General features: G+C 68.5%; 19 protein-coding genes. 2 read left to right on the top strand and 17 right to left on the bottom strand.

All coding sequences use genetic code 11. The annotated features are described in order from the left end of the window. Nucleotides 1-22 precede the first annotated feature (22 nt). The 4 genes from AC2D10_RS17670 to AC2D10_RS17655 all read right to left on the bottom strand — a co-directional run bounded on the left by AC2D10_RS17670 (nucleotide 23) and on the right by AC2D10_RS17655 (nucleotide 5,236). Nucleotides 23-1,141: a substrate-binding domain-containing protein gene (locus AC2D10_RS17670; protein WP_484709495.1), complete on the bottom strand. Its 1,119-nt coding sequence runs from the start codon at nucleotides 1,139-1,141 to the stop codon at nucleotides 23-25. Nucleotides 1,142-1,200: 59 nt separating this feature from the next. Next, nucleotides 1,201-2,550, bottom strand: coding sequence for a multiple monosaccharide ABC transporter permease (gene mmsB / locus AC2D10_RS17665; RefSeq protein WP_484709494.1), 1,350 nt, complete (start codon nucleotides 2,548-2,550; stop codon nucleotides 1,201-1,203). Then, nucleotides 2,547-4,067 (bottom strand): multiple monosaccharide ABC transporter ATP-binding protein, encoded by a 1,521-nt coding sequence (gene mmsA, locus AC2D10_RS17660; protein WP_484711873.1) that lies wholly within the window; start codon nucleotides 4,065-4,067, stop codon nucleotides 2,547-2,549. Before mmsA ends, mmsB begins: the two co-directional genes overlap by 4 nt. 155 nt (nucleotides 4,068-4,222) lie before the next feature. Next, nucleotides 4,223-5,236 carry a LacI family DNA-binding transcriptional regulator gene (locus AC2D10_RS17655; protein WP_484709493.1) on the bottom strand — a complete coding sequence of 338 codons (1,014 nt, stop codon included), beginning with the start codon at nucleotides 5,234-5,236 and terminating at the stop codon, nucleotides 4,223-4,225. A 268-nt stretch (nucleotides 5,237-5,504) separates the two neighbouring features. Here AC2D10_RS17655 and AC2D10_RS17650 point away from each other — a divergent pair, with 268 nt between their 5' ends. Further along, a complete protein-coding gene (locus AC2D10_RS17650; RefSeq protein WP_484709492.1) occupies nucleotides 5,505-6,212 on the top strand; it encodes a DUF998 domain-containing protein in 708 nt (235 codons plus the stop codon). 190 nt (nucleotides 6,213-6,402) lie between these two features. Here AC2D10_RS17650 and AC2D10_RS17645 read toward each other — a convergent pair whose 3' ends face one another. The 3 genes from AC2D10_RS17645 to rsmA are packed head-to-tail and all read right to left on the bottom strand — an operon-like array spanning nucleotide 6,403 to nucleotide 9,295. Next, the gene (locus AC2D10_RS17645) at nucleotides 6,403-7,335 is read right to left on the bottom strand and encodes a 4-(cytidine 5'-diphospho)-2-C-methyl-D-erythritol kinase (protein WP_484709491.1); all 933 of its coding nucleotides are present in this window, start codon (nucleotides 7,333-7,335) and stop codon (nucleotides 6,403-6,405) included. 13 nt (nucleotides 7,336-7,348) lie between these two features. After that, on the bottom strand, nucleotides 7,349-8,416 hold the full coding sequence (gene mgrA / locus AC2D10_RS17640) for an L-glyceraldehyde 3-phosphate reductase (protein WP_484709490.1): 1,068 nt from the start codon (nucleotides 8,414-8,416) through the stop codon (nucleotides 7,349-7,351). Nucleotides 8,417-8,425: 9 nt separating this feature from the next. Next, complete coding sequence (gene rsmA, locus AC2D10_RS17635) at nucleotides 8,426-9,295, bottom strand: 16S rRNA (adenine(1518)-N(6)/adenine(1519)-N(6))-dimethyltransferase RsmA (protein ID WP_484709489.1); 870 nt, start codon at nucleotides 9,293-9,295, stop codon at nucleotides 8,426-8,428. Nucleotides 9,296-9,331: 36 nt separating this feature from the next. Here rsmA and AC2D10_RS17630 point away from each other — a divergent pair, with 36 nt between their 5' ends. Next, on the top strand, nucleotides 9,332-10,600 hold the full coding sequence (locus AC2D10_RS17630; protein WP_484709488.1) for an MFS transporter: 1,269 nt from the start codon (nucleotides 9,332-9,334) through the stop codon (nucleotides 10,598-10,600). On the opposite strand, the gene AC2D10_RS17625 is transcribed toward AC2D10_RS17630, so the two are convergent. The 10 genes from AC2D10_RS17625 to rsmI form a co-directional block, all read right to left on the bottom strand. After that, nucleotides 10,579-11,469, bottom strand: a complete 891-nt coding sequence (locus AC2D10_RS17625; RefSeq protein ID WP_484709486.1) for a TatD family hydrolase — start codon at nucleotides 11,467-11,469, stop codon at nucleotides 10,579-10,581. The genes AC2D10_RS17630 and AC2D10_RS17625 overlap by 22 nt on opposite strands. 3 nt (nucleotides 11,470-11,472) lie before the next feature. Next, nucleotides 11,473-13,050: a methionine--tRNA ligase gene (gene metG / locus AC2D10_RS17620; RefSeq protein ID WP_484709485.1), complete on the bottom strand. Its 1,578-nt coding sequence runs from the start codon at nucleotides 13,048-13,050 to the stop codon at nucleotides 11,473-11,475. A 42-nt stretch (nucleotides 13,051-13,092) separates the two neighbouring features. Beyond that, the gene (locus AC2D10_RS17615; protein WP_484709484.1) at nucleotides 13,093-14,634 is read right to left on the bottom strand and encodes a molybdopterin-dependent oxidoreductase; all 1,542 of its coding nucleotides are present in this window, start codon (nucleotides 14,632-14,634) and stop codon (nucleotides 13,093-13,095) included. A 39-nt stretch (nucleotides 14,635-14,673) separates the two neighbouring features. Continuing rightward, nucleotides 14,674-15,843, bottom strand: coding sequence for a glycoside hydrolase family 1 protein (locus AC2D10_RS17610; RefSeq protein WP_484709483.1), 1,170 nt, complete (start codon nucleotides 15,841-15,843; stop codon nucleotides 14,674-14,676). Nucleotides 15,844-15,885: 42 nt separating this feature from the next. After that, nucleotides 15,886-17,586, bottom strand: coding sequence for an ABC transporter ATP-binding protein (locus AC2D10_RS17605; protein WP_484711872.1), 1,701 nt, complete (start codon nucleotides 17,584-17,586; stop codon nucleotides 15,886-15,888). A 5-nt stretch (nucleotides 17,587-17,591) separates the two neighbouring features. After that, a complete protein-coding gene (locus tag AC2D10_RS17600) occupies nucleotides 17,592-18,506 on the bottom strand; it encodes an ABC transporter permease (RefSeq protein ID WP_484709482.1) in 915 nt (304 codons plus the stop codon). Continuing rightward, entirely contained in the window at nucleotides 18,503-19,483 is a 981-nt protein-coding gene (locus AC2D10_RS17595; protein ID WP_484709481.1) for an ABC transporter permease, read from the bottom strand. The genes AC2D10_RS17600 and AC2D10_RS17595 overlap by 4 nt, the downstream gene beginning before the upstream one ends. Continuing rightward, nucleotides 19,480-21,144, bottom strand: a complete 1,665-nt coding sequence (locus tag AC2D10_RS17590) for an ABC transporter substrate-binding protein (protein WP_484709480.1) — start codon at nucleotides 21,142-21,144, stop codon at nucleotides 19,480-19,482. Before AC2D10_RS17590 ends, AC2D10_RS17595 begins: the two co-directional genes overlap by 4 nt. Before the next feature lie 131 nt (nucleotides 21,145-21,275). Beyond that, a complete protein-coding gene (locus tag AC2D10_RS17585; protein ID WP_484709479.1) occupies nucleotides 21,276-22,382 on the bottom strand; it encodes a LacI family DNA-binding transcriptional regulator in 1,107 nt (368 codons plus the stop codon). After that, a complete protein-coding gene (gene rsmI, locus AC2D10_RS17580; RefSeq protein ID WP_484709477.1) occupies nucleotides 22,379-23,215 on the bottom strand; it encodes a 16S rRNA (cytidine(1402)-2'-O)-methyltransferase in 837 nt (278 codons plus the stop codon). Before rsmI ends, AC2D10_RS17585 begins: the two co-directional genes overlap by 4 nt. Nucleotides 23,216-23,231 lie beyond the last annotated feature (16 nt).

Genomic DNA, 23,231 nt, shown 5'->3' with positions numbered 1-23,231 from the left:
GCCCTCAGTGAGGGTGTGCTGGTTACTTGTAGGACTCGACGATCTCGAGCAGGCTCGGGACGTTCTTGTACGAGTCGGCCGCGTTCTCCTGCGTGACGATGATCGGGTCGAGCAGGTACGCCGGGACGACCTTCACGCCGTTGTCGTACTGCTCGGTGTCGTTGACATCAGCCTCTTCACCCTTCTGGAGCTGGCCGACCATCTTGATGGTCTGCTCCACCAGGAGCGAGGTGTCCTTGTTGATCGTGGAGTACTGGATGCCCTCCATGATCGACTTGACCGACTCGACCTCGGAGTCCTGACCCGTGACGACCGGAACCGTCTTGCCGGCCGCCTGCACCGAGGTGATGATGGCGCGGGCAAGCGTGTCGTTCGGGGAGAGGACGCCGTCGAGGACCTCAGAGCTGTACGACGAGGTCAGCAGCGAGTCCATGCGACGCTGTGCGTTCTCGGCCTTCCAGCCCTCGGTCGCCGTCTGGGCGATCTCGGTCTGGCCGGAGACGACGTTCAGCGTGCCGTCGTCGATCGCCGGCTGGAGCACGTCCATCGCACCGTCGAAGAACACCGGAGCGTTCGCGTCATCCGGCGAGCCCGAGAAGAGCTCGATGTTGTACGGAGCCTCGTGACCCGCACGGGCCTCGAGACCGTCGAGCAGAGCCTGACCCTGCAGCTGGCCGACCTTGAAGTTGTCGAAGGCGACGTAGTAGTCGACGGCTTCGGTGTTCTCGATCAGACGGTCGTAGGCGATGACCGCGACGCCTGCGTCACGAGCGGCCTCGACCTGCGTGGACAGCTGCTTGCCGTCCTTCGCGCCGATGATGATGACCTTGGCACCACCGGTGACCATGGCCTGGATCTGGTTCTGCTGCTCGGCGACGGTGTTGCTGGCCGGCGCGTACTGCACGTCCGCCTTGAAGCCGGCCTCTTCGAGACCGTCGGTGAACAGCTGGCCCGCGAGGACCCAGTTCTCCGAGGTCTTGTCGGGCAGTGCGACACCGATCGTCGCTCCGGCGTCGAAACCTGCTGCGGCCTCTTCGCCGGATCCCGAACCCGTGTCACCGCCGCGCTCCGACGAGCAACCGGTGAGGACGAAGGCGCCTGCGACGACGATCGCTGTCGCCGACAGAAGAATCTTCTTCATGTGATCTCTTTCTCTGGTGTGTGAAGGTCTCATCGCGCGTGGGCCACGCGACCGGACCCCTACTTTCCGCTCGTCTTGTCGACGGGTGGGGCTTGGTAGGTCTTGTTGGGCTCGAAGGTCTGCAGCGCCGGGTCTTCCTGGCGGCCGAAGCGGCGGGTCATGAACCCGATGAGCGAGGGGCGGCCCTGCTGCTTGTTCCAGACGTCCACGCCGACCGCGAGCAGGAGCACGAGGCCCTTGATCATCGAGACGACGTCGGCACCGGCACCGAGCAGCGCGAGTCCGTTGTTGAGGAAGGCCATCACGAGGCCACCGATGATCGAGCCGATCACCGTTCCGATACCGCCCGAGACGGCGGCGCCGCCGATGAACACCGACGCGATCGCGTCGAGTTCCCAGCCGTTGCCGTCCTGCGGGCCCGACGCCGTGGCGCGGGAGACGTAGATCATGCCGGCGAGAGCGGCGAGGACCGACATGTTCATCATGACGAAGAAGTCGACCCAGCGGTCCTTCACACCAGACAGACGCGCTGCCTGGCGGTTGCCGCCGACCGCGTAGATGTGACGACCGAACACCGTGTTGGTGGTGATGAACGTGTAGAGGATCACGAGCAGCAGCAGGATGACGCCCGAGATCGGGAAGCTGGTGCCCTCACGACCCGTGGCGAACAGCCAGCCGGCGACGAGGATGACGACCGAGATCAGCACGACCTTGGTGATGCTGACCCACGTCGGGGCCATCTCCGACCCCATCTTGCGCTGAGCGCGACGCAGACGCAGCTCGGAGAAGACGATCCAGGCGACACCGGCGAGGGCCAGCAGCATGGTCGGGATGTTGAAGGGCAGCGGCAGGGCGATCTCGGGCAGGTATCCGGCACCGATGACCTTGAAGCCCTGCGGCACGGGAATCGACTGCGAGTCGCCGACCCACTGGTTCGCACCGCGGAAGAAGAGCATGCCGGCCAGCGTCACGATGAACGCCGGTACCCCGACATAGGCCACCCAGAAGCCCTGCCACGCACCGACCAGCACGCCGACGCCGAGGCCGAGGAGGATCGCCAGCGGCCAAGGGAGGTTCCAGTCGGCCATCGCCTTGGCGACGATGATGCCGGTGAACGCGGCGACCGATCCGACCGACAGGTCGATGTGACCCATGATGATGACCATCACCATGCCGATCGCGAGGATCAGGATGTAGGAGTACTGGTTGACGACGTTGATCAGGTTGCCCGACGAGAGCGTCAGCCCCTGGCCCTTGAAGATCCAGGTCAGCAGCTGGAAGACGACGAGGATGACGACGAGGCTTCCGAGGATGCCGAACTGGCGCAGCGTCGACTGCCCTCCGCCGAACATCTTCTTGACGTCCTTGAAGTGGAATCCGCTCTTGGCGGGGGTGGATTCGGTGGTCATGCGGATGCTTTCTGAGTCGCGGAGGTCATGCTGCGCATGAGGGCCTCGGGTGTCGCCTGGTCGGCCGGGATGCAGTCGGTGACCCGACCTTCGAAGACGGTGTAGATGCGGTCGGAGATGCCGAGCAGTTCGGGCAACTCGCTGGAGATGACGATGACGCCCTTGCCCTGTGAGGCGAGCTCGTTGATGATCGCGTAGATCTCGTACTTCGCGCCGACGTCGATGCCGCGGGTGGGCTCGTCGAGGATCAGGAGGTCGGGGTCGGTGAACATCCACTTCGCCAGCACGACCTTCTGCTGGTTGCCGCCGGAGAGCTTGCCGACGCCCTCTTCGACCGTGGGGGTCTTGATGCGCAGCGCCTTGCGGTACTGCTCCGCGATCGCGTACTCGGCGCGCGGGTCGACGACACCACGGCGAGCGATCTTGGAGAGCTTCGCCGACACCGTCGCGCGCTTGATCGTGTCGAGCAGGTTGAGCCCGAGAACCTTGCGGTCCTCACTCACGTACGCGAGGCCGTGCCTGATGGCCGCGGCGACGTCGGGCAGGGAGATCTCCTGGCCGTCCTTGGTCATCGTCCCCGAGAGGAAGGTGCCGTAGGAGCGACCGAACATGCTCATCGCGAACTCGGTGCGACCGGCGCCCATCAGCCCGGCGATGCCGACGACCTCGCCGCGACGCACGTTGAGGCTCGAGCCCTTGACCACCATGCGCTCCGACACGGTGGGGTGCTGCACCCACCAGTCCTTGACCTCGAAGAACACCTCGCCGATCTCGGGGGTGCGGTCGGGGTACCGGCTCTCGAGCGAACGCCCGACCATGCCGCGGATGATGCGGTCCTCGTTGATCTCCCCGCGGGAGATGTCGAGGGTCTCGACCGTGCGGCCGTCGCGGATGATGGTGATCTCGTCGGCGATCTGCTCGATCTCGTTTAGCTTGTGGCTGATGATGATCGACGCGATGCCCTTGGCCTTGAGCCCGAGGATCAGGTCGAGCAGGTGCTGCGAGTCGTTCTCGTTGAGCGCCGCGGTGGGCTCGTCGAGGATCAGGAGCTTGACGTCCTTGTTCAGGGCCTTGGCGATCTCGATCAGCTGCTGCTTGCCGACACCGAGCGTCTTGATCGCGACGTCGGGGTCTTCGTTCAGCCCGACGCGGGCGAGGAGCTCGAGCGCCCGCTGCTTCTGCGCCTGCCAGTCGATACGACCGAAGCGGCGGATCTCGTTGCCGAGGAAGATGTTCTCGGTGACGGACAGCTCGGGGATCAGCGCGAGCTCCTGGTGGATGATCACGATGCCGGCCTGCTCACTGGCCGCGATGTCCTTGAAGCGCTGCTCCTGGCCGTACAGGAGGATGTCGCCCTCGTAGGTGCCGGCGGGATACACGCCGGACAGGACCTTCATCAGGGTCGACTTGCCAGCGCCGTTCTCCCCGCAGATCGCGTGGATCTCGCCGGCGCGCACGGTGATCGAGACGTCGGAGAGGGCTTTCACCCCCGGGAACTCCTTGGTGATGCTGCGCATCTCCAGGATCGGGCCTGACACAGTCGGCAACGTTGCAGTGGTGCTCACGGATCTTCCTCGCGACGTGCGGTCACCTTCGATGTGACCGTTCACATTGGATTACATCGTCCAATGGGAAACGGGCTCTGTCAAGTCCGCTCCCAGTTTTCGTGTCGTTACCGTGATCCGGACGACTCGCGCAGGCGCAGCGTCGTCTGCAGCGGGCCGAACGTCGGCACCGCCTCCCCGCGGATCTGCGCGAGCAGAATCGTGACGGCTCGACGCCCGAGCTCCGGGAACTCCTGGTGCACGGTCGTCAGGGTGGGCGCCACATGGGCTGCCACCGGCACGTCATCGAAGCCCACGACGCTCACGTCATCCGGCACGCGCACCCCCGCGTCACGGAAGCCGTGCAGCAGGCCGATCGCCATCAGGTCGTTCGCGGCGAACACCGCGGTGAAGTCCCGCCGACGCGACAGCTCCTGACCCGCGAAGTAGCCGAAGTCGGCCGTCCAGTCGCCGCGGATGGGCGGGAACGTGGGCAGATCCGCCTCGCGGAGCGCGTCCAGATAGCCGCGCATGCGCGACTCCGCCTCGATCCAGTCCTGTGGTCCGGCCAGGTGCAGGATGTCGCTGTGCCCCAGGCCGATCAGGTGCTCGGTGGCCGCTCGGGCGCCCGCCACCTGGTCGGCCGAGAGGCTGAGGCCGTCTGAGCCCGCCGCCGTCTGGAGTGTCACGAACGGCATCGAGACGTCCATGCCGCGCAGGACATGGAAGACGCGGACCTGCGGTGCGAGCACCACGATTCCGTCGACGTGCTCTCGCGCGAGCTGGCGGACCGCGTTGCCGATCGCCTCGGGAGTCGTCGCCGAGAGGTTGAGCGTCGAGACCGAGTAGCCCTCCTCGCGCGCGGCATCCTCGATGCTGGCGATCGACGAGGTGGGCCCGAACTCCCCGATGGTGGCCGAGAGGATGCCCAGCATGTTCGACCGGCTGGTGACCAGAGCGCGGGCGGCGAGGTTGGGCCGGTAGTCCAGTACCGAGATCGCGTCGAGGACCTTCGCCTTCGTCTCGGGACGGATGCTGGCGTGATCGTTCAGCACCCGCGAGACCGTCTGGTGCGAGACGCCCGCCAATCTCGCGACATCGCGGATGCTCGGCAGCCGGGCACGGTCGGAGCCGCTGGACATCGCAGCCTCCTCGCATGTGCACGGTCACATCTGTCACTCATTATGTACGCCGGATCGTCGTGATGCACACCACCGGTGTGCTCGACGGGCGCGGATGCGCGTGATCACGGGCCTGTCGGCGCATGTCCAACGAAAAGAGAAATCGGGTGCGACCCGGAGGTTATCGCTAGACTGGCCGGTAAGAAGCGGTCTGTTTCAGCTCCGCACCCGATGACACGCTCGCCCGTAGCGGACTTTCTCTCCCTCGTCCTGGCCGGCCGTCGAGCGTATGGCGACAGGACAAGCCATGAGCGCCCCCCGAAGAGCGTTTTTGACATTCACCGCAGCGACCCTGCTCTGTGCAGGCATCATCGCTGCGACCGTGACGACCACCGACCCCCGATGGTGGGAGCTGTACTTCAGCCGCCTCGGCATGACAGACGACTTCTCCGCTGTGCTCTTCAACGCCGGAGTGATCGCCGCAGGCGCGATGATCACCGTGTCCAGCGTGATGATGCGGCTCTGGCTGATGCGCTCCCTCTCCGTCGATGACGTACGACAGCGCCACGCAGCTCGCGTGGTTCCGCTCTTCGTCGCACTTCTGGGGCTCAGCCTCACCGGCATCGGCGTGTTCCCGCTGTCGCTCGACAAGGTCGTGCACGACACCGCGGCCAACGGAATGCTGCTCTCCTTCGCCGCTCTGCTGATCGTGCACCGCATGTTCCTGCGGTCGCTGTCGCGCGCGCTGAACATCCTCGCGATCGTCGCCGGATCCAGCATGATCGTCGCCATGGGGGCCATGGCCTCCGGCCTGATCAACCTCACGGTCTTCGAGGCGATCGGGTTCTCGGCGATCCTGACCTGGGTCCATCTTCTGGAAACCCACCTCAAGCGCCTCTCTCCGACCCTCGCCTGGAAACGTCCAGCAAACTCCCAGCGACTTTCCGTGTCCCCCATTTGGGGGACAAGCAAAGTGTCTGTATTGTCATTTCAGTAGCTGGGGCTACACGGGGAAGCGTCTGGGGCGCTGACCCACTGATGTGAGGCAGACTGCCACGTTCCTTGTGGCGAGCTCCCTCTCGAGAGCCGGTTGGGGAACCGGAGATCTCGGGAGGGGCTGCCCGCTTCTCACCTGTCCGATTCTCACCTGTCCGCTTCTCACCTGTCCGCTTCTCAGCGGTCGGCTGTCACGACATGATGCGCGCGCCCGGCACCGGCCCGTGCACATGGAGGGCCTCTCGACCGGAACGCTGGAGGACGGACTGCACATCCTGCGCCGCCTCGGGGTCGGCGCACAGCAGGGCGACGGTGGGGCCGGAGCCCGAGACGATTCCGTGCAGCGCGCCGGCGTCGACGCCGATCCGAATGGTCTCCTCCAGGTCGGGACGCTCGAACACGGCGGCCACCTGGAGATCGTTCGAGAGGCTGTCGGCCAGCCGCGCCGGGTCTCCGGCTCGAAGCGCCTGCAGCAGAGGGATCGGCACGTCGAGCGACAGCGGCGGATCGTCGGCGAGGACGCCCTCGGCGTCGCGCAGTGCATCGAGCCGGCCGTAGACGGTGGGCGTGGACAGGCCGTGCGGGCTGGTGACGAGGACCCAGTCGAAGCGCCCCCGCGCGAGCGCCGGGCTCAGCTGATCGCCCCGCCCGGTGCCGACCGCGGTGCCGCCGTGCAGCGCGAACGGCACGTCGGCGCCCAGGCGCGCTGCCAGGTCGTGCATCCGGGTCGACGAGAGCGCCGTGCCCCAGAGCGCGTCGCACGCCACGAGCGCGGCCGCGGCATCAGCCGACCCGCCGCCCATGCCGCCGGCCACGGGCACGCTCTTGCGGATCTCGAGCGCCACTCCTCCGTCGTACTCCGCGGCCGCGGCAAGCAGCTTGGCCGCGCGCATCGCGAGGTTGCGGTCGTCGAGCGGCACCGAGTCGGCGTCATCGACTCCTGAGACCGTGAGCGAGAAATCGTGCGCCGGACGGGCGATCACGTCCTCGTACAATGAGACCGCCTGGAAGACCGTGGCGAGCGCGTGATAGCCGTCATCGTGCCGACCGCCGACGCCCAGGTACAGATTGATCTTGCCGGGCGCCCGCACGTGCACGGACTCGTTCGTGGCGGAGACGCTCATGATCCGAGAACCGTCACAACTCCGAGGACTGCGCCCAGATGTTGACGTCGATGGCTCCCGCGAGCTCGTCGATGCGTGCCAGCTCCTCCGACGTCAGCTCGGGGCCGTTCACGGCGGCGATGTTCTCGTCGAGCTGCGAGGGCCGAGAGGCACCGATGAGCGCCGATGCCACGACCGGGTTGCGCAGCGTCCACTGCAGGGCGAGCTGCGCGAGGGACTGTCCGCGCTCACGGGCCACCTCGTTCAGCGAGCGCAGCGTCTCGACGGCCTCGGGGGCGAGCGGACCGTCGGGCAGCGAGCCGCGCTGCTGCGCACGGTCGGCCGTCCCGTCGCCGAGGTACTTGTCGGTGAGGAGCCCCTGCGCGAGCGGCGTGAACGCGATCGCGCCGAGCCCGTGGTCGCGCAGGGTGTCGGTCAGTCCGTCCTCGACCCAGCGGTTGAGGATCGAGTACGCGGGCTGATGGATGACCAGCGGCGTGCCCAGCTCCTTCGCGACGGCCACCGCCTCTTGCGTGCGCTCGGCGCTGTACGACGAGATGCCCACGTAGAGGGCCTTGCCCTGACGCACGAGCGTGTCGAGCGCGCCGACGGTCTCGGCGATGGGCGTGACCGGGTCGACCCGGTGCGAGTAGAAGATGTCGACGTAGTCCAGGCCCATCCGCGTGAGCGACTGCTCGGCGCTGGCGAGGATGTACTTGCGGCTCGCGAAGTCGCCGTAAGGCCCGGGCCACATGTCCCACCCGGCCTTGGACGAGATGATCAGCTCGTCGCGGTACGGGCGGAAGTCCTCGGCGAAGATGCGCCCGAAGTTCTTCTCGGCCGAGCCGTAGGGCGGGCCGTAGTTGTTGGCCAGATCGAAGTGCGTGATTCCGCGGTCGAACGCGTGGCGCAGCAGTGCGCGCTGGTCGTCGAGCGGGATGTTGTCGCCGAAGTTCCACCACAGCCCGAGGGAGATCGGCGGAAGGAACAGGCCGGACGAGCCGACCTGGCGGTAGGCGAACTGCTGGTAACGGCTCTCGTCCGCGGTGTACGGACGGTGCAGCTCGGGGACGTCGGGGCGGAAGCGCGAAGAGTCGGTCACCGTGCCAGGTTAGTCCCTGGCGGCGATCTCGCTCAGAGCCCTGGCGTGCTGGGCGATGCGGTGGTAGTCCTCCACGGTGAGGTCCTCGCCGCGTGCGGTCGGGGCGACACCGGCGGCGGTCAGGATCTCGGATGCCGCGGCAGACGTGCCGAACAGTCCCGACAGGGCCTGGCGCAGCATCTTGCGGCGCTGGTTGAACGCGGCATCGACGATCTGGAACGTCCGGCGCCGCTCGTCTTCGGGCCCGCGCTCCCCCGCGGAGCGGTCGAAGCCCACCAGCAGGCTGTCGACGTTCGGTACCGGCCAGAACACCTGGCGCGACACGGTGCCGCACAGCCGCCACTTTCCGTACCAGGCGGCCTTGACGCTCGGGGAGCCGTAGATCTTCGACCCGGGCTTCGCTGCGATCCGCTCGGCCACCTCGGCCTGCACCATCACGACACCACGCTGCAGGTGGTCGAAGTTCTCGAGGAAGTGCAGCAGCACCGGCACCGAGACGTTGTACGGCAGGTTCGCGACGAGCACGGTCGGGTCGCCCGGCAGTTCGGTGATGCGCAGGGCGTCGGCGTCGACCACGGTGAGCTGTCCGTCGGCCGCCCCATGCTCCGCGGCGGTCTGCGCGAGGCGAGCGGCGAGGCGGTGGTCGATCTCGACGGCGGTGACCGATGCCCCGGCCTCGAGGATCGCGAGCGTGAGAGAGCCGAGCCCCGGTCCGACCTCGACCACGCGCTCTCCCGGCTGCACGCGGGCGGCGTGGACGATCTTACGGACGGTGTTCGCGTCGACCACGAAGTTCTGTCCGAGCTTCTTCGTGGGGGTGACGTCGAGCTCGGCGGCGAGGCGGCGGATCTCGGAGGCGCCGAGCAGGGTGACAGTCATTGCTCCATTGTCCCCTACTGTCACTAGTCTGCTGTGATGCCCTCCCTCGGTGAACTCGTCGCTCCGCGGCGGATGGGAACCGACTTCCGGTGGCTGCTGGCCTCGTCGTGGACCAGCAACGTCGGCGACGGCGTCGCTCTGGCCGCCGCACCGCTGCTGATCGCGTCGATGACGTCGTCGCCGATCCTGGTCGCCGCGGGCGCGATCCTGCAGTTTCTGCCCTGGCTGCTGTTCGGGCTGCACGCCGGCGCGATCGCTGATCGGTTCGACCGCCGCCGCCTGGTGATGTTCGCGAACGCCGCCCGCGCGGTCGTGCTCCTGGCCCTGTGCGTGTTCCTGGTCACGGGCACGGCGAACATCGGGATCGTGCTGGCCGTCGCCTTCCTCTACGGCACCGCCGAGGTGTTCGTCGACACGGCGGGCAGCACGCTGCTGCCGATGCTCGTGAAGCCCGCCGATCTCGGCATCGGCAATGCGCGGCTGCAGGCCGGGTATCTGGTGGCGAATCAGTTCGCCGGCCCCCCATTGGGCGCCTTCCTCTTCGCCGCGGGCACGGCCTGGCCGTTCCTGCTCGAGGTCGTGTGCGTGAGTCTCGCGATCGTGCTGATCTCGAAGATGGCGAAGACGCCGGTTCCGCCCCGGGAGACAACCGAGCGCACCCCGGTCCACACCGACATCGCCGAGGGGCTCCGGTGGCTGTGGCGCAATCCCCCGGTGCGGATGCTGGTGCTGATCATCCTCGTCTTCAACGTGACCTGGGCGGCGCCGTGGGGCGTGCTCGTGCTCTACGCGACCGAGCATCTGAACATGGGGGCCGTCGGCTACGGCGCGCTCACCACGGCGTCGGCCGCCGGCGGGATCCTCGCCACGCTGAGCTTCGGCTGGCTCGAGCGGCACGTGTCGTTCGCCACGCTCATGCGGGTGGTGCTGTCGCTCGAGGTGCTGATGCACCTGGCCTTCGCGCTGACCACGGCGGGCTGGGTCGCTCTGGTGATCATGTTCTTCTTCGGCGCGTACGCGTTCGTCTGGGGCACGATCTCGACCACCGTGCGGCAGCGGCTCGTGCCCGCCGAACTGCAGGGCCGCGTGGCGTCGGTGAACATGGTGGGCGTCTTCGGCGGCATGGTGATCGGCCAGGCGCTGGGCGGCGTGATCGCCGAGATCTGGGGGCTGACGGCGCCCTGGTGGTTCGCCTTCGTCGGCGCCGCCCTGACGCTGCTGGTGGTGTGGAAGCCGATCTCGCAGATCGTGAACGCCAGCCCGGGCGATCAGGCGTCGGGCGATCAGGCGTCGAAGGAGCCGTAGACCCGCAGGGTGTTCGCGGCCAGCTGCGCGCACAACTCGTCGACCTCGAGCTCCAGCTCGGCGGCCATGAAGCGCACCGTGAGGGGCACGAGATACGGCGCGTTCGGACGACCGCGCAGCGGCACCGGCGTGAGGAACGGCGCGTCGGTCTCGACCAGGATCCGATCCAGCGGCGTGACCTTCAGCGCATCGCGCAGGTTCTGCGCGTTCTTGAACGTGACGTTGCCGGCGAACGACAGGTGGTATCCGGCATCTGCGCAGATCCGCGCCATCACGTCGTCACCGGAGAAGCAGTGGAAGACCGTCGTCTCGGGAGCACCCACGCGGGTCAGCGTCTCGAGGACGGCGTCGTGGGCGTCGCGATCGTGAATCTGCATCGCGATGCCGTGCTTCTTCGCGATCGCGATGTGCGCCTCGAACGACGTGAACTGCGGACCGCGCCGCGCAGGCTCCGTGCGGAAGAAGTCGAGCCCCGTCTCCCCCACCGCGCGGGTGCGCGGGTGGGCGGCGAGCTCGTCGATCACCGCAATGGCCTCATCCAGACGGCCGGCCTCGGCGTACGCCGGCGCGTCGTTCGGGTGGATGGCGACGGCCGCGAGCACTCGCGCGTCGGATGCCGCGGCCTCGACCGCCCACCGCGACGACTCGATATCTCCCGACGCCTGCACCACACCGGCGATGCCCACGGCCTGCGCCCGATCGAGCTGCTCGGTCAGCGAAAGCGGCTGGTCGCCGTCGAGGATCTCGAGATGCGCGTGATTGTCATAGACCGACACGGCCAGCGGCTCGGGAGCCGCCGGGTAGCGCAGATCCTTGCGTCCGTCTCCGGAGCGCCCCTGAACGTAAGTGCCGGCCGTGTTCTCGGGCATGACTCAGACGGTCGACTCCACGCGGGGGAACAGCGGCGCGAGCGCGCTCACCCGGGTGCCGGGGCGCAGCACGCCCCACACTCCCGCCTCGCGGACCGGCTGCTCCTGCAGGACGCCGAGAGCGTCGGCGGCGCCGAGCGCGCCCCACAGCTTCTCGGTCGACTGCGGCATGACCGGCGACAGCAGCACCGCGAGAGCACGCAGACCCTCGGCGCAGGTGTAGAGCACGGTGCCCAGGCGGCCCCGCTGCTCCTCGTCGCGCGCCAGCGCCCACGGCTCGTTCTCGGTGATGTATCCGTTGAGCGCGTCGACGACCGTCCAGATCGACGAGATCGCCTCGTCGATGCGGAACTGCTCGATCGCGGCATCCGCATTCGTGGCGGCATCCGCGACGAGCTTCTGGATCACAAGGTCCTTCTCGCTGTACTCGGCCGCCTCGGGCACGACGCCGTCGAAGTACTTCTCGATCATCGCGATCGTGCGCGAGGCGAGGTTGCCGAATCCGTTGGCGAGCTCGGCCTGGTAGCGGGCCGACAGGTCCTCCCACGAGAACGAGCCGTCCTGCCCGAAGGCGATCGCCGAGAGGAAGTAGTAGCGGTATGCGTCGGATCCGAAGACATCGGTGATCTCGGTGGGCGCGATGCCGGTGAGCTTCGACTTCGACATCTTCTCGCCGCCGACCAGCAGCCAGCCGTGCGCGAAGATGCCCTTCGGCACCTCGACGCCCGCGGCCATCAGCATCGCGGGCCAGATCACCGCGTGGAACCGCAGGATGTCCTTGCCGACCACGTGGTACGCGGGCCAGCGGCGCGCGAACGTCTCGTCGTCGTCGCCGTAGCCGACCGCGGTGGCGTAGTTGAGCAGTGCGTCGACCCACACGTAGATGACGTGCGACTCGTCCCACGGCAGCGGGATGCCCCAGTCGAACGCCGACCGCGAGATCGACAGATCCTTCAGGCCCTGCCGCACGAACGAGACGACCTCGTTGCGGGCGGACTCGGGACGGATGAAGTCGGGCTGCGTCTTGTAGAGGTCGAGCAGGCGGTCCTGGAACTCGCTCAGCTTGAAGAAGTAGTTCTTCTCCTGCAGCAGCTCGAGGGGCTTCGAATGGATCGCGCAGACCTTGAGGCCCTCGAACGCGCCGGTGCCGTCGAGGATCTCGGACTCGGGCTTGAACTCCTCGCAGCCCACGCAGTACAGCGCCTCGTACTCGCCGGCGTAGATGTAGCCGCGGTCGTAGATCGCCTGCACGAACTTCTTCACGCGCTCCTCATGACGCTCCTGCGTCGTGCGGATGAAGTCGTCGTTCGCGACGTCGAGCGTCTTCAGCAGCGGGAACCACGCCTCGGTGACCAGCTTGTCGACCCACTCCTGCGGCGTGACGCTGTTCGCGGCGGCGGCGCGCAGCATCTTCTGGCCGTGCTCGTCGGTGCCCGTGAGCATCCACGTGTCATCGCCCCCCTGGCGGTGCCAGCGCGCGAGCGTGTCGACCGCCACCGAGGTGTACCCGTGACCGATGTGGGGCACGTCGGAGGGGTAGTAGATGGGCGTGGTGATGTAGAACGATTCGCCTGCGGGCATGCGTACGATTCTAGGCGCGATGCGGGGCGTGATCGCGCCGGATCAGCTGACCGAGACGTCGATGCGATGCCAGCCCTGCGCACCGTCGGGCGCGGGGGCCGCGGGCCGATCCGTCTGCGTGTCGCCGTCGACGCTGAGCGCCCGGCACTCGATCGAGTGCGACCCGCTCTCAGCCGTCCACGGCAGGCTCCACTGCACCCAGGTGTCGGCGGAGATGGCGTCGGCGAGTTCGGCCGCCCGCCACGGCCCGTCGTCGATGCGTACCTCGACGCCGGCGACACCGGTCTGCTGATGCCACGCCATGCCCGCGATCACCGTGTCGCCGGCCTCGACCGCACGGCCTCTCCGCGGCACGTCGATGCGTGACTGCAGCTTGATCGGTCCGCGCTCGGACCACCCGCGGGGGGTCCAGTACGCCTGCGCCCGATCGAAGCGCGTCACCTCGAGCTGGGTCACCCACTTCGTCGCCGAGACATAGCCGTAGAGTCCGGGCACGACCATGCGCACCGGGAACCCATGCTCGAGGGTCAGCGGCTCACCGTTCATGCCGACCGCCAGCAGCGCGTCGCGGTCGTCGGTCAGCGCCTCCAGCGGCGACGAGGCGGTGAACCCGTCGGCCGAGGTCGAGAGCACCATGTCGGCATCGGCCTGCACGCCCGCGCGGGCCAGCAGCTCGCGGATCGGATGCCCCAACCAGCGGGCGTTGCCGATCAGCGACCCGCCGACCTCGTTCGACACGCACGCGAGCGTGACGTACGCCTCGGTCATCGGCAGAGCCAGCAGGTCGTCCCAGGTGATCACCACCTCGCGATCCACCATGCCGTGGATGCGCAGCGACCAGTCGGCCGGGTCGACGCGCGGGATCACCAGAGCGGTGTCGATGCGGTAGAAGTCCGTCGTCGGGGTGACGACGGGCGCGAGACCGCGGATGTCGAGCTCGGCGGCGCGCGGGACGGCCGCTGCGGCACGGACCGGCTTCGGGAGCCGCAGCGCCGTGCGCACCGTCTCGATCGACTGGCTCGCGCCGCGGGCGATGTTGCCGGCCGCCAGTGCGATCAGCCCGGCCGCCGCGGTGCCGACGGTCCACAGCAGGAAGCGTCGGCGGTCGTCGCCGTCCGGCGCGAATCCGGCGATCGGACGGAGTCGTCGCGTCAGCATCCGCACGAAGATCACCGACAGCCCACCGGCGAGGATGCCGGGAGCCCAGGCGTAGGGGCCGGAGTCGGCGCGGGTGAGCGCGGCCACGACGGCGACGGCACCCAGCAGGCCGAAGAGCGCCGCGCCGAGCCCGGGGCGGCGCAGCTCCAGCACCCCGGCGAGCGCGGACACCGCCGCGAGCACCACGCCGATGCCGACGAGCAGGGCCACCTTGTCGGCCGTGCCGAACAGCGCGATCGCGGTGTCCTTCGCCCACGCGGGCGCCAGGTCGATCAGTCCGCCGCCGATGACAGCGAACGGGCTCGCGCCCGGCGCGATCAGGGAGGCGGCGAGCTCGGAGACGCCCACCCCCGCGGTCGCCGCGGCCAGTCCTGCCGCCGCGGCCCGGACTCGGTCCTGCCGCGGCGTGCGTTCGACGTGCTCCATCTTCTGAGCGTACGCCGCGGCAGGGGGTCGGAGGCGGTGTCAGAGCCCGTTGCGGCGAGCCACCTCTCCCAGCCACGCCAGAGACGGCTTCGGCGAGCGCGCGAAGGTCTCGTGGTCGAACCCGATCAGGCCGAACGTGGGGGCGAATCCGCTCGCCCACTCGTAATTGTCGAGCGCGCTCCAGTGCTGGTACGCCCGCACGTCGACGCCGTCGGAGATCGCGCGGTGCAGGCCCTCGAGCGCGCCCTGGGTGTAGGCGATGCGGCGGGTGTCGTCGGCGGTCGCGATGCCGTTCTCGGTCACGAGCACCGGCACCCCGCCGCTGCGCTCCCACGCGCTGCGCACGCCGAGCTCGAGAGCGTCGGGGAAGAACTCCCACCCGGTGAGCGTGGTCTCGACGTCGTCGGACACCGGGATCGGGCCCTGGGGACCGATGAAGGTGCGGGTGTACGCCTGCACGCCCACGAAGTCGTCGCCGGCGGACTGGTCGAGGTACCAGTGGTCGCGCGGATCACCGTACGCGGCCAGCATCTCGTCGGCACCGGGCTCGCCGGTGGAGTGGAAGGCCTGCGTCGCGATCGTCCAGCCGGCCTGAACCCCCGGCACGGAGTGCAGGATGTCGGAGGCCCGGTGGTGCGCCTCGAGCAAGGTGTCGGCCACCGCGAGGTCGGGGTTGGGCAGGCCGAAGGCGACGAGGTTGGCGGCATCCTCTCCCCCGGCGAGCATGGCGGCGATGTTCGGCTCGTTGATCGTGCAGACGTAGGTGACGCCGTCGAGGATCGGCAGCACGGTCTCGACATAGCGCGAGAACAGGTCGACCGCGTCATCCGCCCGCCAGAATCCGTCCTTCTGGAACCACTGCGGCACGGTGAAGTGCATCAGCGTGACCGTCGGGTCGAGACCGTTCTCGCGCGCGGTGTCGATCATGCGGCGGTAGTGGTCGAGCATGGCCCGCGAGACGAAGCCGCGCTCGGGCTCGATGCGCGCCCACTCCAGCGAGAAGCGGTACGAGTTGAGCCCGGCGTCGGCCAGCAGCCGCATGTCCTCTGGGTAGCGGTGGAAATGGTCGGCCGCGTCACCGGAGGGCTCGACCATCGACGACCCCGGAGCGTGCTCCATGGTCCACCAGTTGCTGGTCGTGTTGTTGCCCTCCACCTGGTGGGCTGCGGTCGCGGCGCCCCAGAGGAAGCCGTCAGGGAATGTGAGCACGAATGCTCCTCTCTCTCGAGGTCGGGTGAAAGTCGGATGCGGCTATCGGAGCCGGGCCGGGTTGGGAACGGCATCCAGCAGCTGGACGGTGTACGGGTCTTCGGGATGCTGGAGCACCGCCGAGGTCTCGCCGCGCTCGACCACGCGTCCGCTGTTGAGCACCAGGATGTTCTCGGTCACCAGGCGGGCGCTGAGCAGGTCGTGCGTGATGTAGAGCATGCTGATGCCCCACCGCTCGCGCAGGTCCTCCAGCAGCGCCAGCACGCCGGCGCGCAGCGAGACGTCGAGCATCGACACCGGCTCGTCGGCGATCAGCACCTGCGGGTCGCTCGCCAGCGCCCGGGCGATGACCACGCGCTGGCGCTGGCCACCCGAGAGCTGGTGCGGCAGCTTCGCCGCGAACTGCTCGACCGGCGTCAGGCCCACCGTCTCGAGCAGCTCGAGCACCCGCGCGCGGGCCTCCGCTCCGCGCAACGGCGTGTAGTTGCGAATCGGGCGGCTGAGCGCGTACTCGACCGTGTGCAGCGGGTTCAGCGCCGCATACGGATCCTGGAACACCATCTGCACGTCCTTGCGCAGATCGCGCAGGCCCTTCCGGCGAAGCGAGGCGACGTCGACGTCGCCGAATCGCACCGTGCCGTCCGTGGGCTTCTCGACCCCGGTGATCAGCTTCGCGATGGTCGACTTGCCCGAGCCGGAGGCCCCGACCAGCGCGAGCGCCTCACCCGGCTCGAGGCGGAACGAGACGTCGTCGACCGCGGTCACCGGCTGCTCGCCCCGACGCGGGGCCGGATAGCGCTTCGAGACGCCCTCGACCACGATCGCGGCGTCGGCACGGCGGGTGTCGCGCTGCGAGACCGTGGGCATCGTCTCGGTCACGTCCGTGCGCGAGCGCCCCTCGCGGCGACGGGTGCCCAGGTCGACGAAGCCCGGGATCGAGATCGTCTCGGCCCGCGGATCGGCGTAGTGGCTCAGCAGCATCTGCGTGTACTCGTCCTGCGGACGCTCGAGGATGTCGCGGCTCGCGGCGTCTTCCACGATGCGGCCCTCGTGCATCACCATCACGCGGTCGGTGGCCTCGAGGACGATGCCGAGGTCGTGACTGATCAGGATCGCCGTGAAGTGCTCGGCACGCTGCAGGTCACGGATCGTGTCCATCACCGCGTGCTGCACGAGCACGTCGAGCGCGGTCGTCGGCTCGTCGAACACCATCAGCTGCGGTTCGAGCGACAGCGCCAGTGCGATCGACGCGCGCTGGCGCATGCCGCCCGACAGCTCACTGGGATAGCGGGCCAGCACCGCGGCATCGAGTCCGACCTTGCCGATCAGCTCCCGCGCCCTGGCATCTCGGGCATCGCGGGGCACGTGCCCGTGCGCGGCGAAGATGTCCTGGAAGTGCGCGCCGACCGTGCGCACCGGGTTCAGCGCGTTCATGCCCGACTGCAGCACCATCGCGAACCCGCCCTGGCGCTGTCGTCGCAGCTCCTCGGCGTCGAGCTCGCGGATGTCGCGTCCGGAAAACAGGATGCGTCCGCCGCTGATCCGCGCCGGCGGCTTCTGCAGCCGCGTGAGCGCGAACCCGAGCGTCGACTTGCCCGATCCGGACTCGCCGACCAGGCCGACGAACTCTCCGCGGCGCAGGGTGAACGACACGTCGTGCACGGCGGTGACCGGGGTCGTGCCGGGCGAGGCGTACTCGACCGACAGCCCCTGCACGTCGAGGAGGATCTCGGGGGATTCCATGGCGTTCATCGGCCCTTCCCTTCGCGCAGGCGCGGATTGGAGATCCCATCCACACCGAAGTTGATCAGCGTCAGGCTCAGCGCGAGCAGCGCGATGCACAGACCGGGGGCGAACAGCAGCAGCCACTGGCCGGTGAGCAGCGAGTTGGAGTTCTGCGCCCAGTAGAGCATCGTGCCCCAGCTGACGATGCTGGAGTCGCCGAGGCCCAGGAACTCGAGCCCGGCCTCGGCCAGGATCGCCGCGGTCGCCGCCCCGAAGAGCGTGCCGGCGATGATCGAGGTCATGTTCGGCAGGATCTCGCGGAACACGATGCGCGCCCGGCTGTCGCCCGAGAACTGCGCCGAGGTGACGAAGTCGTTGCCCCGGAGCGACTGGGTCTGACTGCGCAGAACGCGCGCTCCCCACGCCCAGCCGGTGACCACGATCACGGCGATGATCATCAGGATGCCGCCGTTCTGCAGGTACGCGGCGATGACGATCATCAGGGGCAGTCCGGGGATGACCAGGAAGAGGTTGACGATGAAGCCGACGACCTCGCCCGCGAAGCCGCGCATGTACCCCCAACTGAGGCCGATGAGCACCGCGACGATCGTCGAGAGGATGCCGGCGGCGAAGCCGACCAGCAGACTGATCTGCGCGCCGAAGATCAGCTGGCTGAGCACGTCTTCACCGGCGGCGGTGGTGCCGAGCCAGTGCGCCCAGGAGGCGTCGGCGTTGCGCTCGAAGCTGTTGTCCTTCGGGCCGTACGGCGCCAGCAGCGGAGCGAACACCGCCACGAGCACGAACAGGCCGAGGATGCAGAGCCCCAGTCGCGCCTTGCCGTTCGACCAGAGGGTGCCGACCATGCGGGCGAACGCGCGCCACGGGCTGGGCGCTGCGATGCGGTCGGTGGGGATCTTGACGTTCTGCGTGGAGGTCATCGGCGGGTCCTTGGATCCAGCACGCCGTACAGGATGTCGACGAGGAAGTTGGCGATGAGCACGCTCACGGTGATCATCAGGAAGAGCGCCTGCATGAGCGGGTAGTCCTGCCCGATCACGGCGTTGAAGAGCAGGTATCCGATGCCGGGATAGCCGAACACCTGTTCCACGAGGATCGACCCGCCGACCACGCCGCCGAGCGTCAGCCCGAAGCCGGTGAGGTTCGGCAGGATCGCGTTGCGCGCGGCATACCGGAGGGCGATGGTGCGCCCGTGCAGGCCGTTCGCCTCGGCGAAGGTCACGTAGTCCTCGCCGAGCGTGTTGATCATCGCGTTGCGCATGCCGATGATCCATCCGCCCAGCGACGTCAGCAGGATCGTCAGCGCCGGAAGCACCGCGTGCCGGGCGAGGTCCGCGATGAACTCGCCCGTGAAGCCGGGTGTGGTCGTCGCGGCGTAGGCGCCGGTCGTCGGGAACCAGTGCAGCACGTAGCCCAGGAAGAACAGCAGCAGGAGTGCGGTCCAGAAGTACGGGAACGTGCTGAGGAACGATCCGGTCAGCGTCGGCAGCGAGTCGAGCCAGGTGCCGCGGCGCCAGGCGGCCGCGACACCGATGAGTGTGCCGATCACGAACGCCAGCACGGTGACGATGCCGACCAGGCCGATCGTGTAGGGCAGGGCGGTCGAGACCATGCTCGAGACGCTCTGCGGGTAGAACGTGTACGAGACGCCGAAGTCGAGCCGGGCGACCTGACCGAGGTACGACACGTACTGGTCCCACATCGATCCCGTCGGCACCCCGAGCTGGGCCTCGATCGCCCGACGCGTCGCATCGGACACCGGGCCGTTCTGCGACAGCTTCGCAATCGCGGCGTCGGCCGGCGAGCCGGGCATCAGCCGCGGCAGGAAGAAGTTCAGCGTGATCGCCGCCCACAGCGTGAGCACGAAGAGGCCGACCTTCTGCAGGACGTATTTCATCGGTCGTCTCCCGTCGCCCGTTCGAGCCGCGTGAAGATCATCAGCGGCGCCGAGTCGTAGTTCTGCGGGATCATGTACGGGTCGTCCTCGGTGGGCCACCCGGTGAACTTCGCATCGCTGAAAAGACCCCAGATGCCGCCGTAGTACATGCCGATCACGGGCAGGTCGTCGTAGACGATGCCCTGCAGCGCCTGCACGATCTCGGTCTGACGGGCGGGGTCCACGGTCTCGCGGTACTCCGCCAGCAGCGCATCGGCCTCGTCGGAGCGGTAGCGCTGGAAGTTGTTCGAGGTCGCCTCCCCCGACGGCACGTAGAACTCGCTCGAGAGCAGGTTGTTGTACGCCTGGTAGACGTCGCCGTTGCCCATGCCGCCGATCGCCATCTCGAAGTCGCCGTTGCTGATCGCGCTCTGGTACCCCGCCGGCTGCGGGAGCTTGAGGGTGACCTTCACGCCGACGGCGGCGAGCTGACTCCGCACGGTCTGGGCGGCGCGCGTCCAGTCGGTGAAGCCGTTCGCGGTGGTGAGGGCGAATTCGAGCTGCTGCCCGTCGGGACCGACCAGGCGATCTCCGTCAAGGGTGTATCCGGCCTCGCCGAAGGCCGCGAGCGCGGCATCCGTGTCCTGCGTGATCATGCCCTGGTCGGGGATACTCGGGTCGAGGTACTCCTCCTGGTTGGGAAGGACCAGGCCCGTCTGTCCGGCCGGCTCCATGTATCCCTCGGAGGCGGTCTCGGCGATCTCCTCGCGATCGAGCGAGAGCGCGATGCCGCGGCGCACGTTCACGTCGTCGAAGGGGGCGACTTCGAGGTTGGGCATCAGACCGATCACGCCGCCCGGCGGGAACCACCAGGAGTTGTGCTCGTTGGCGGCGCCCCAGGTGCCCTCGACGTCGGAGATGAAGGAGTACGCCCAGTCGTAGCCGCGGCTGACGGTGTCGAGCTGCGAGTTCGTCGCGGGGAGGATGATGTGCTCGATCTCGATCGAGTCGGCCTGCCAGTACTCGGGATTCCTGTCCATCGAGTACTGCTGGTCGTTGTAGTTGCCCAGGACGAACGGTCCGGTACCCACCGGCTCCTCGTTGCGGAACGTGCCGGGGTCGCCCACGCCGGACCACAGGTGCTCGGGCACGATCATCGTCTGGCCGAGGATCGACAGCGACGGCGCGTCGTCGGTCTGGAGCGTCAGGATGACGTCGTCGCCCTCGGTCGCGACGCTCGCGAGGTGCTGCCAGGCGCCCTTGATGTCGAGCGAGGGGTTGTCCTTGAGCAGCTGGAACGTGAAGGCGACGTCGTCGGGCGTCAGGCTCTCGCCGTCGCTCCACTCGACGTCGTCGCGGATCGTCATGATGATCGTCCGGGCGTCGGGCTGGGCCCACTCCGTCGCCAGCCACGGGTTGAGCGTGCCGTCGAGCGGATTGACCAGGATCAGCGGCTCGTAGATCCACCGTGACGCGGTGCGCGTGTTGGTGAGATAGGGATTGAAGTTCCGCGTGAAGAAGGGGTTTCCCTTGTCCGCGTTGATGAGCATCGTGTCACCGCCGATCGAGGGATCGGGCTGCGACGTGATCTGGATGCTGCATCCGCTGAGCACGACGGCCGCAGCCGCCAACCCCACGATCGCGGCTCTCCGCCAGCGTCGGAGCATGTGCGTCTTCGCCACACTGCCACCTCATGTCGTCTCTGTCATGAAAGAGCACCACGTGTTCGGGGCGCTCTGCGGCCGGGGCCGTGATCCGATTGTAAGCGCATACATTCCGGGTCCGCAACCCCGTCGCCGAGGCTGGGGAGAGCTCACGCGGGGCGCTGGGAGCTCTCGCGGATGAGCAGCTCGAGCGGCAGACGCACGGTCTCGGGCTCGGCGTCGGGGTGCTCCAGCCGCCGCGCCAGCAGCTGCACCGCCGCCCGACCGAGGTCGATCATCGGCTGGCGCACCGTGGTCAGTGCCGGCTGCGACAGCGCCGCCGCCTCGATGCCGTCGAAGCCCGTCACGAGTACGTCCTCGGGCACACGCACCCCGGCGGAGCGGAACGCGTCGAGCGCGCCCAAAGCCATCTGATCGTTCGCGGCGATCAGCGCGGACGGCGCCCCCGACGCGATCAGCGACTGCACCGCTCGGCGCCCGGACGCGCGGGTGAAGTCGCCCTGCAGCATCGTCACCGACTCCAGCGGGATGCCCGCGGCGACCACCGCCGCCGAGAATCCCTCGCGGCGCTGCACCCCGTCGGGCGAGTTCGCAGGCCCCGCGAGAAAGGCGAGACGCGCGGCATCGGACTGCGCCAGCACCTGCCGTGTGAGCTCGGCCATCGCCTCGGCGTTGCTCACCGTGACGTGGTCGTAGCGGTCGCCGCGGGGCGGACCCGACAGCACCACGACCGGGATGCGCTGCGCGAGGCGGGCGAGCACGTCGTCGGGCACGCTCTCGGCGAGCACGATCAGCCCGTCGACCCGGCCGGCCATGTCGCGCACCGTCGAGCGCGTGGGGTCGTCGCGCCCCACGCCGATCATGAGTACGAAACTCTGCTTCCAGGCCTCGAGCTCCGCACCGCGCAGCACCTCGTCGAGGAAGAGCAGGGTCGGATGCCCCTCACCCGACTCGTCCGCATCGCGCACGATCGTGAACGGAGCCCTCGCCGCGTGCTCGGGGGCGAGCACGTCGAGGTCGGGCGCCTCCTCGGCCGCATCGAACGCGGGAAAGTACAGCCCCAGCACGCCGGTGCGCCGCTCAGCCAGGCCACGGGCGCTGCCGCTGGGCACGTAGCCGAGCTCGGCGACCTCCTGCAGCACGCGTTCGCGCGTCGCCGGGCGCACGGCGTCGGGCTGGCGCAGCACGCGCGAGACCGTCGCGATCGAGACGCCGGCGCGCTCGGCGACGTCGTACACCGTCGCTCGCTTCGTCACGCGCGGCCCTCCCTCCGGGGGCGGGCCGCGAGGGCGGCCTGATACAGATCACGGGAGGAGAGTCCGGTCGCGGCGGCGACCTCGGCGCTGGCGTCCTTCAGCCGGATGCCGTCGGCGACGAGCGCCTGCACCTGCGTCAGAGCATCCTCGGCCGAGTACTCCCGGCGCGGGGCGCCCTCGACGACGACCACGATCTCTCCCTTGACGCCCTCCGAGGCCCACGCGACGAGCTCGGATGCCGTGCCGCGACGCACCTCCTCGTAGAACTTGGTCAGCTCGCGGCACACCGCGATGCGGCGCTCGTCTCCGAACGCCCCTCCCATGTCGGCGAGGGTCGAGGCCAGGCGTCCGGGCGACTCGAAGAAGACCATCGTGCGGGGCTCGCCCGCGAGTGCGCGCAGCGCCGTGCGCCGCTCCCCCGGCTTGCGCGGAAGGAACCCCTCGAACGTGAAGCGGTCGGTCGGCAGCCCCGAGATCGCCAGCGCCATCAGCACCGCGCTCGGACCGGGGATCGCGGTCACCGTGACGCCCTGCGCGACGGCTTCGGCGACGAGACCGTAGCCCGGGTCGCTCACGGTCGGCATGCCGGCGTCGCTCATCACGATGATGTCGTTCTCGGCCGCGAGCGCGGCGAGTTCCGCGGCCTTCTGCTTCTCGTTGTGATCGTGCAGGGCGATCAGGCGGGGGCGGTTGCTGATCTGCAGCGCCTGCAGGAGCCGCTGCGTGGTGCGGGTGTCTTCGGCGACGACGATCTCGGCGTTCTCGAGCACCTCGATCAGGCGGCGAGACGCATCGCCGAGATTGCCGATCGGGGTGGCAGCGAGGATGATCACCCGCTCAGCTTATGCG

The organism is Microbacterium sp. PI-SA-G (assembly GCF_057215335.1).
This window is presented reverse-complemented; position numbering and strand designations above follow the sequence as displayed.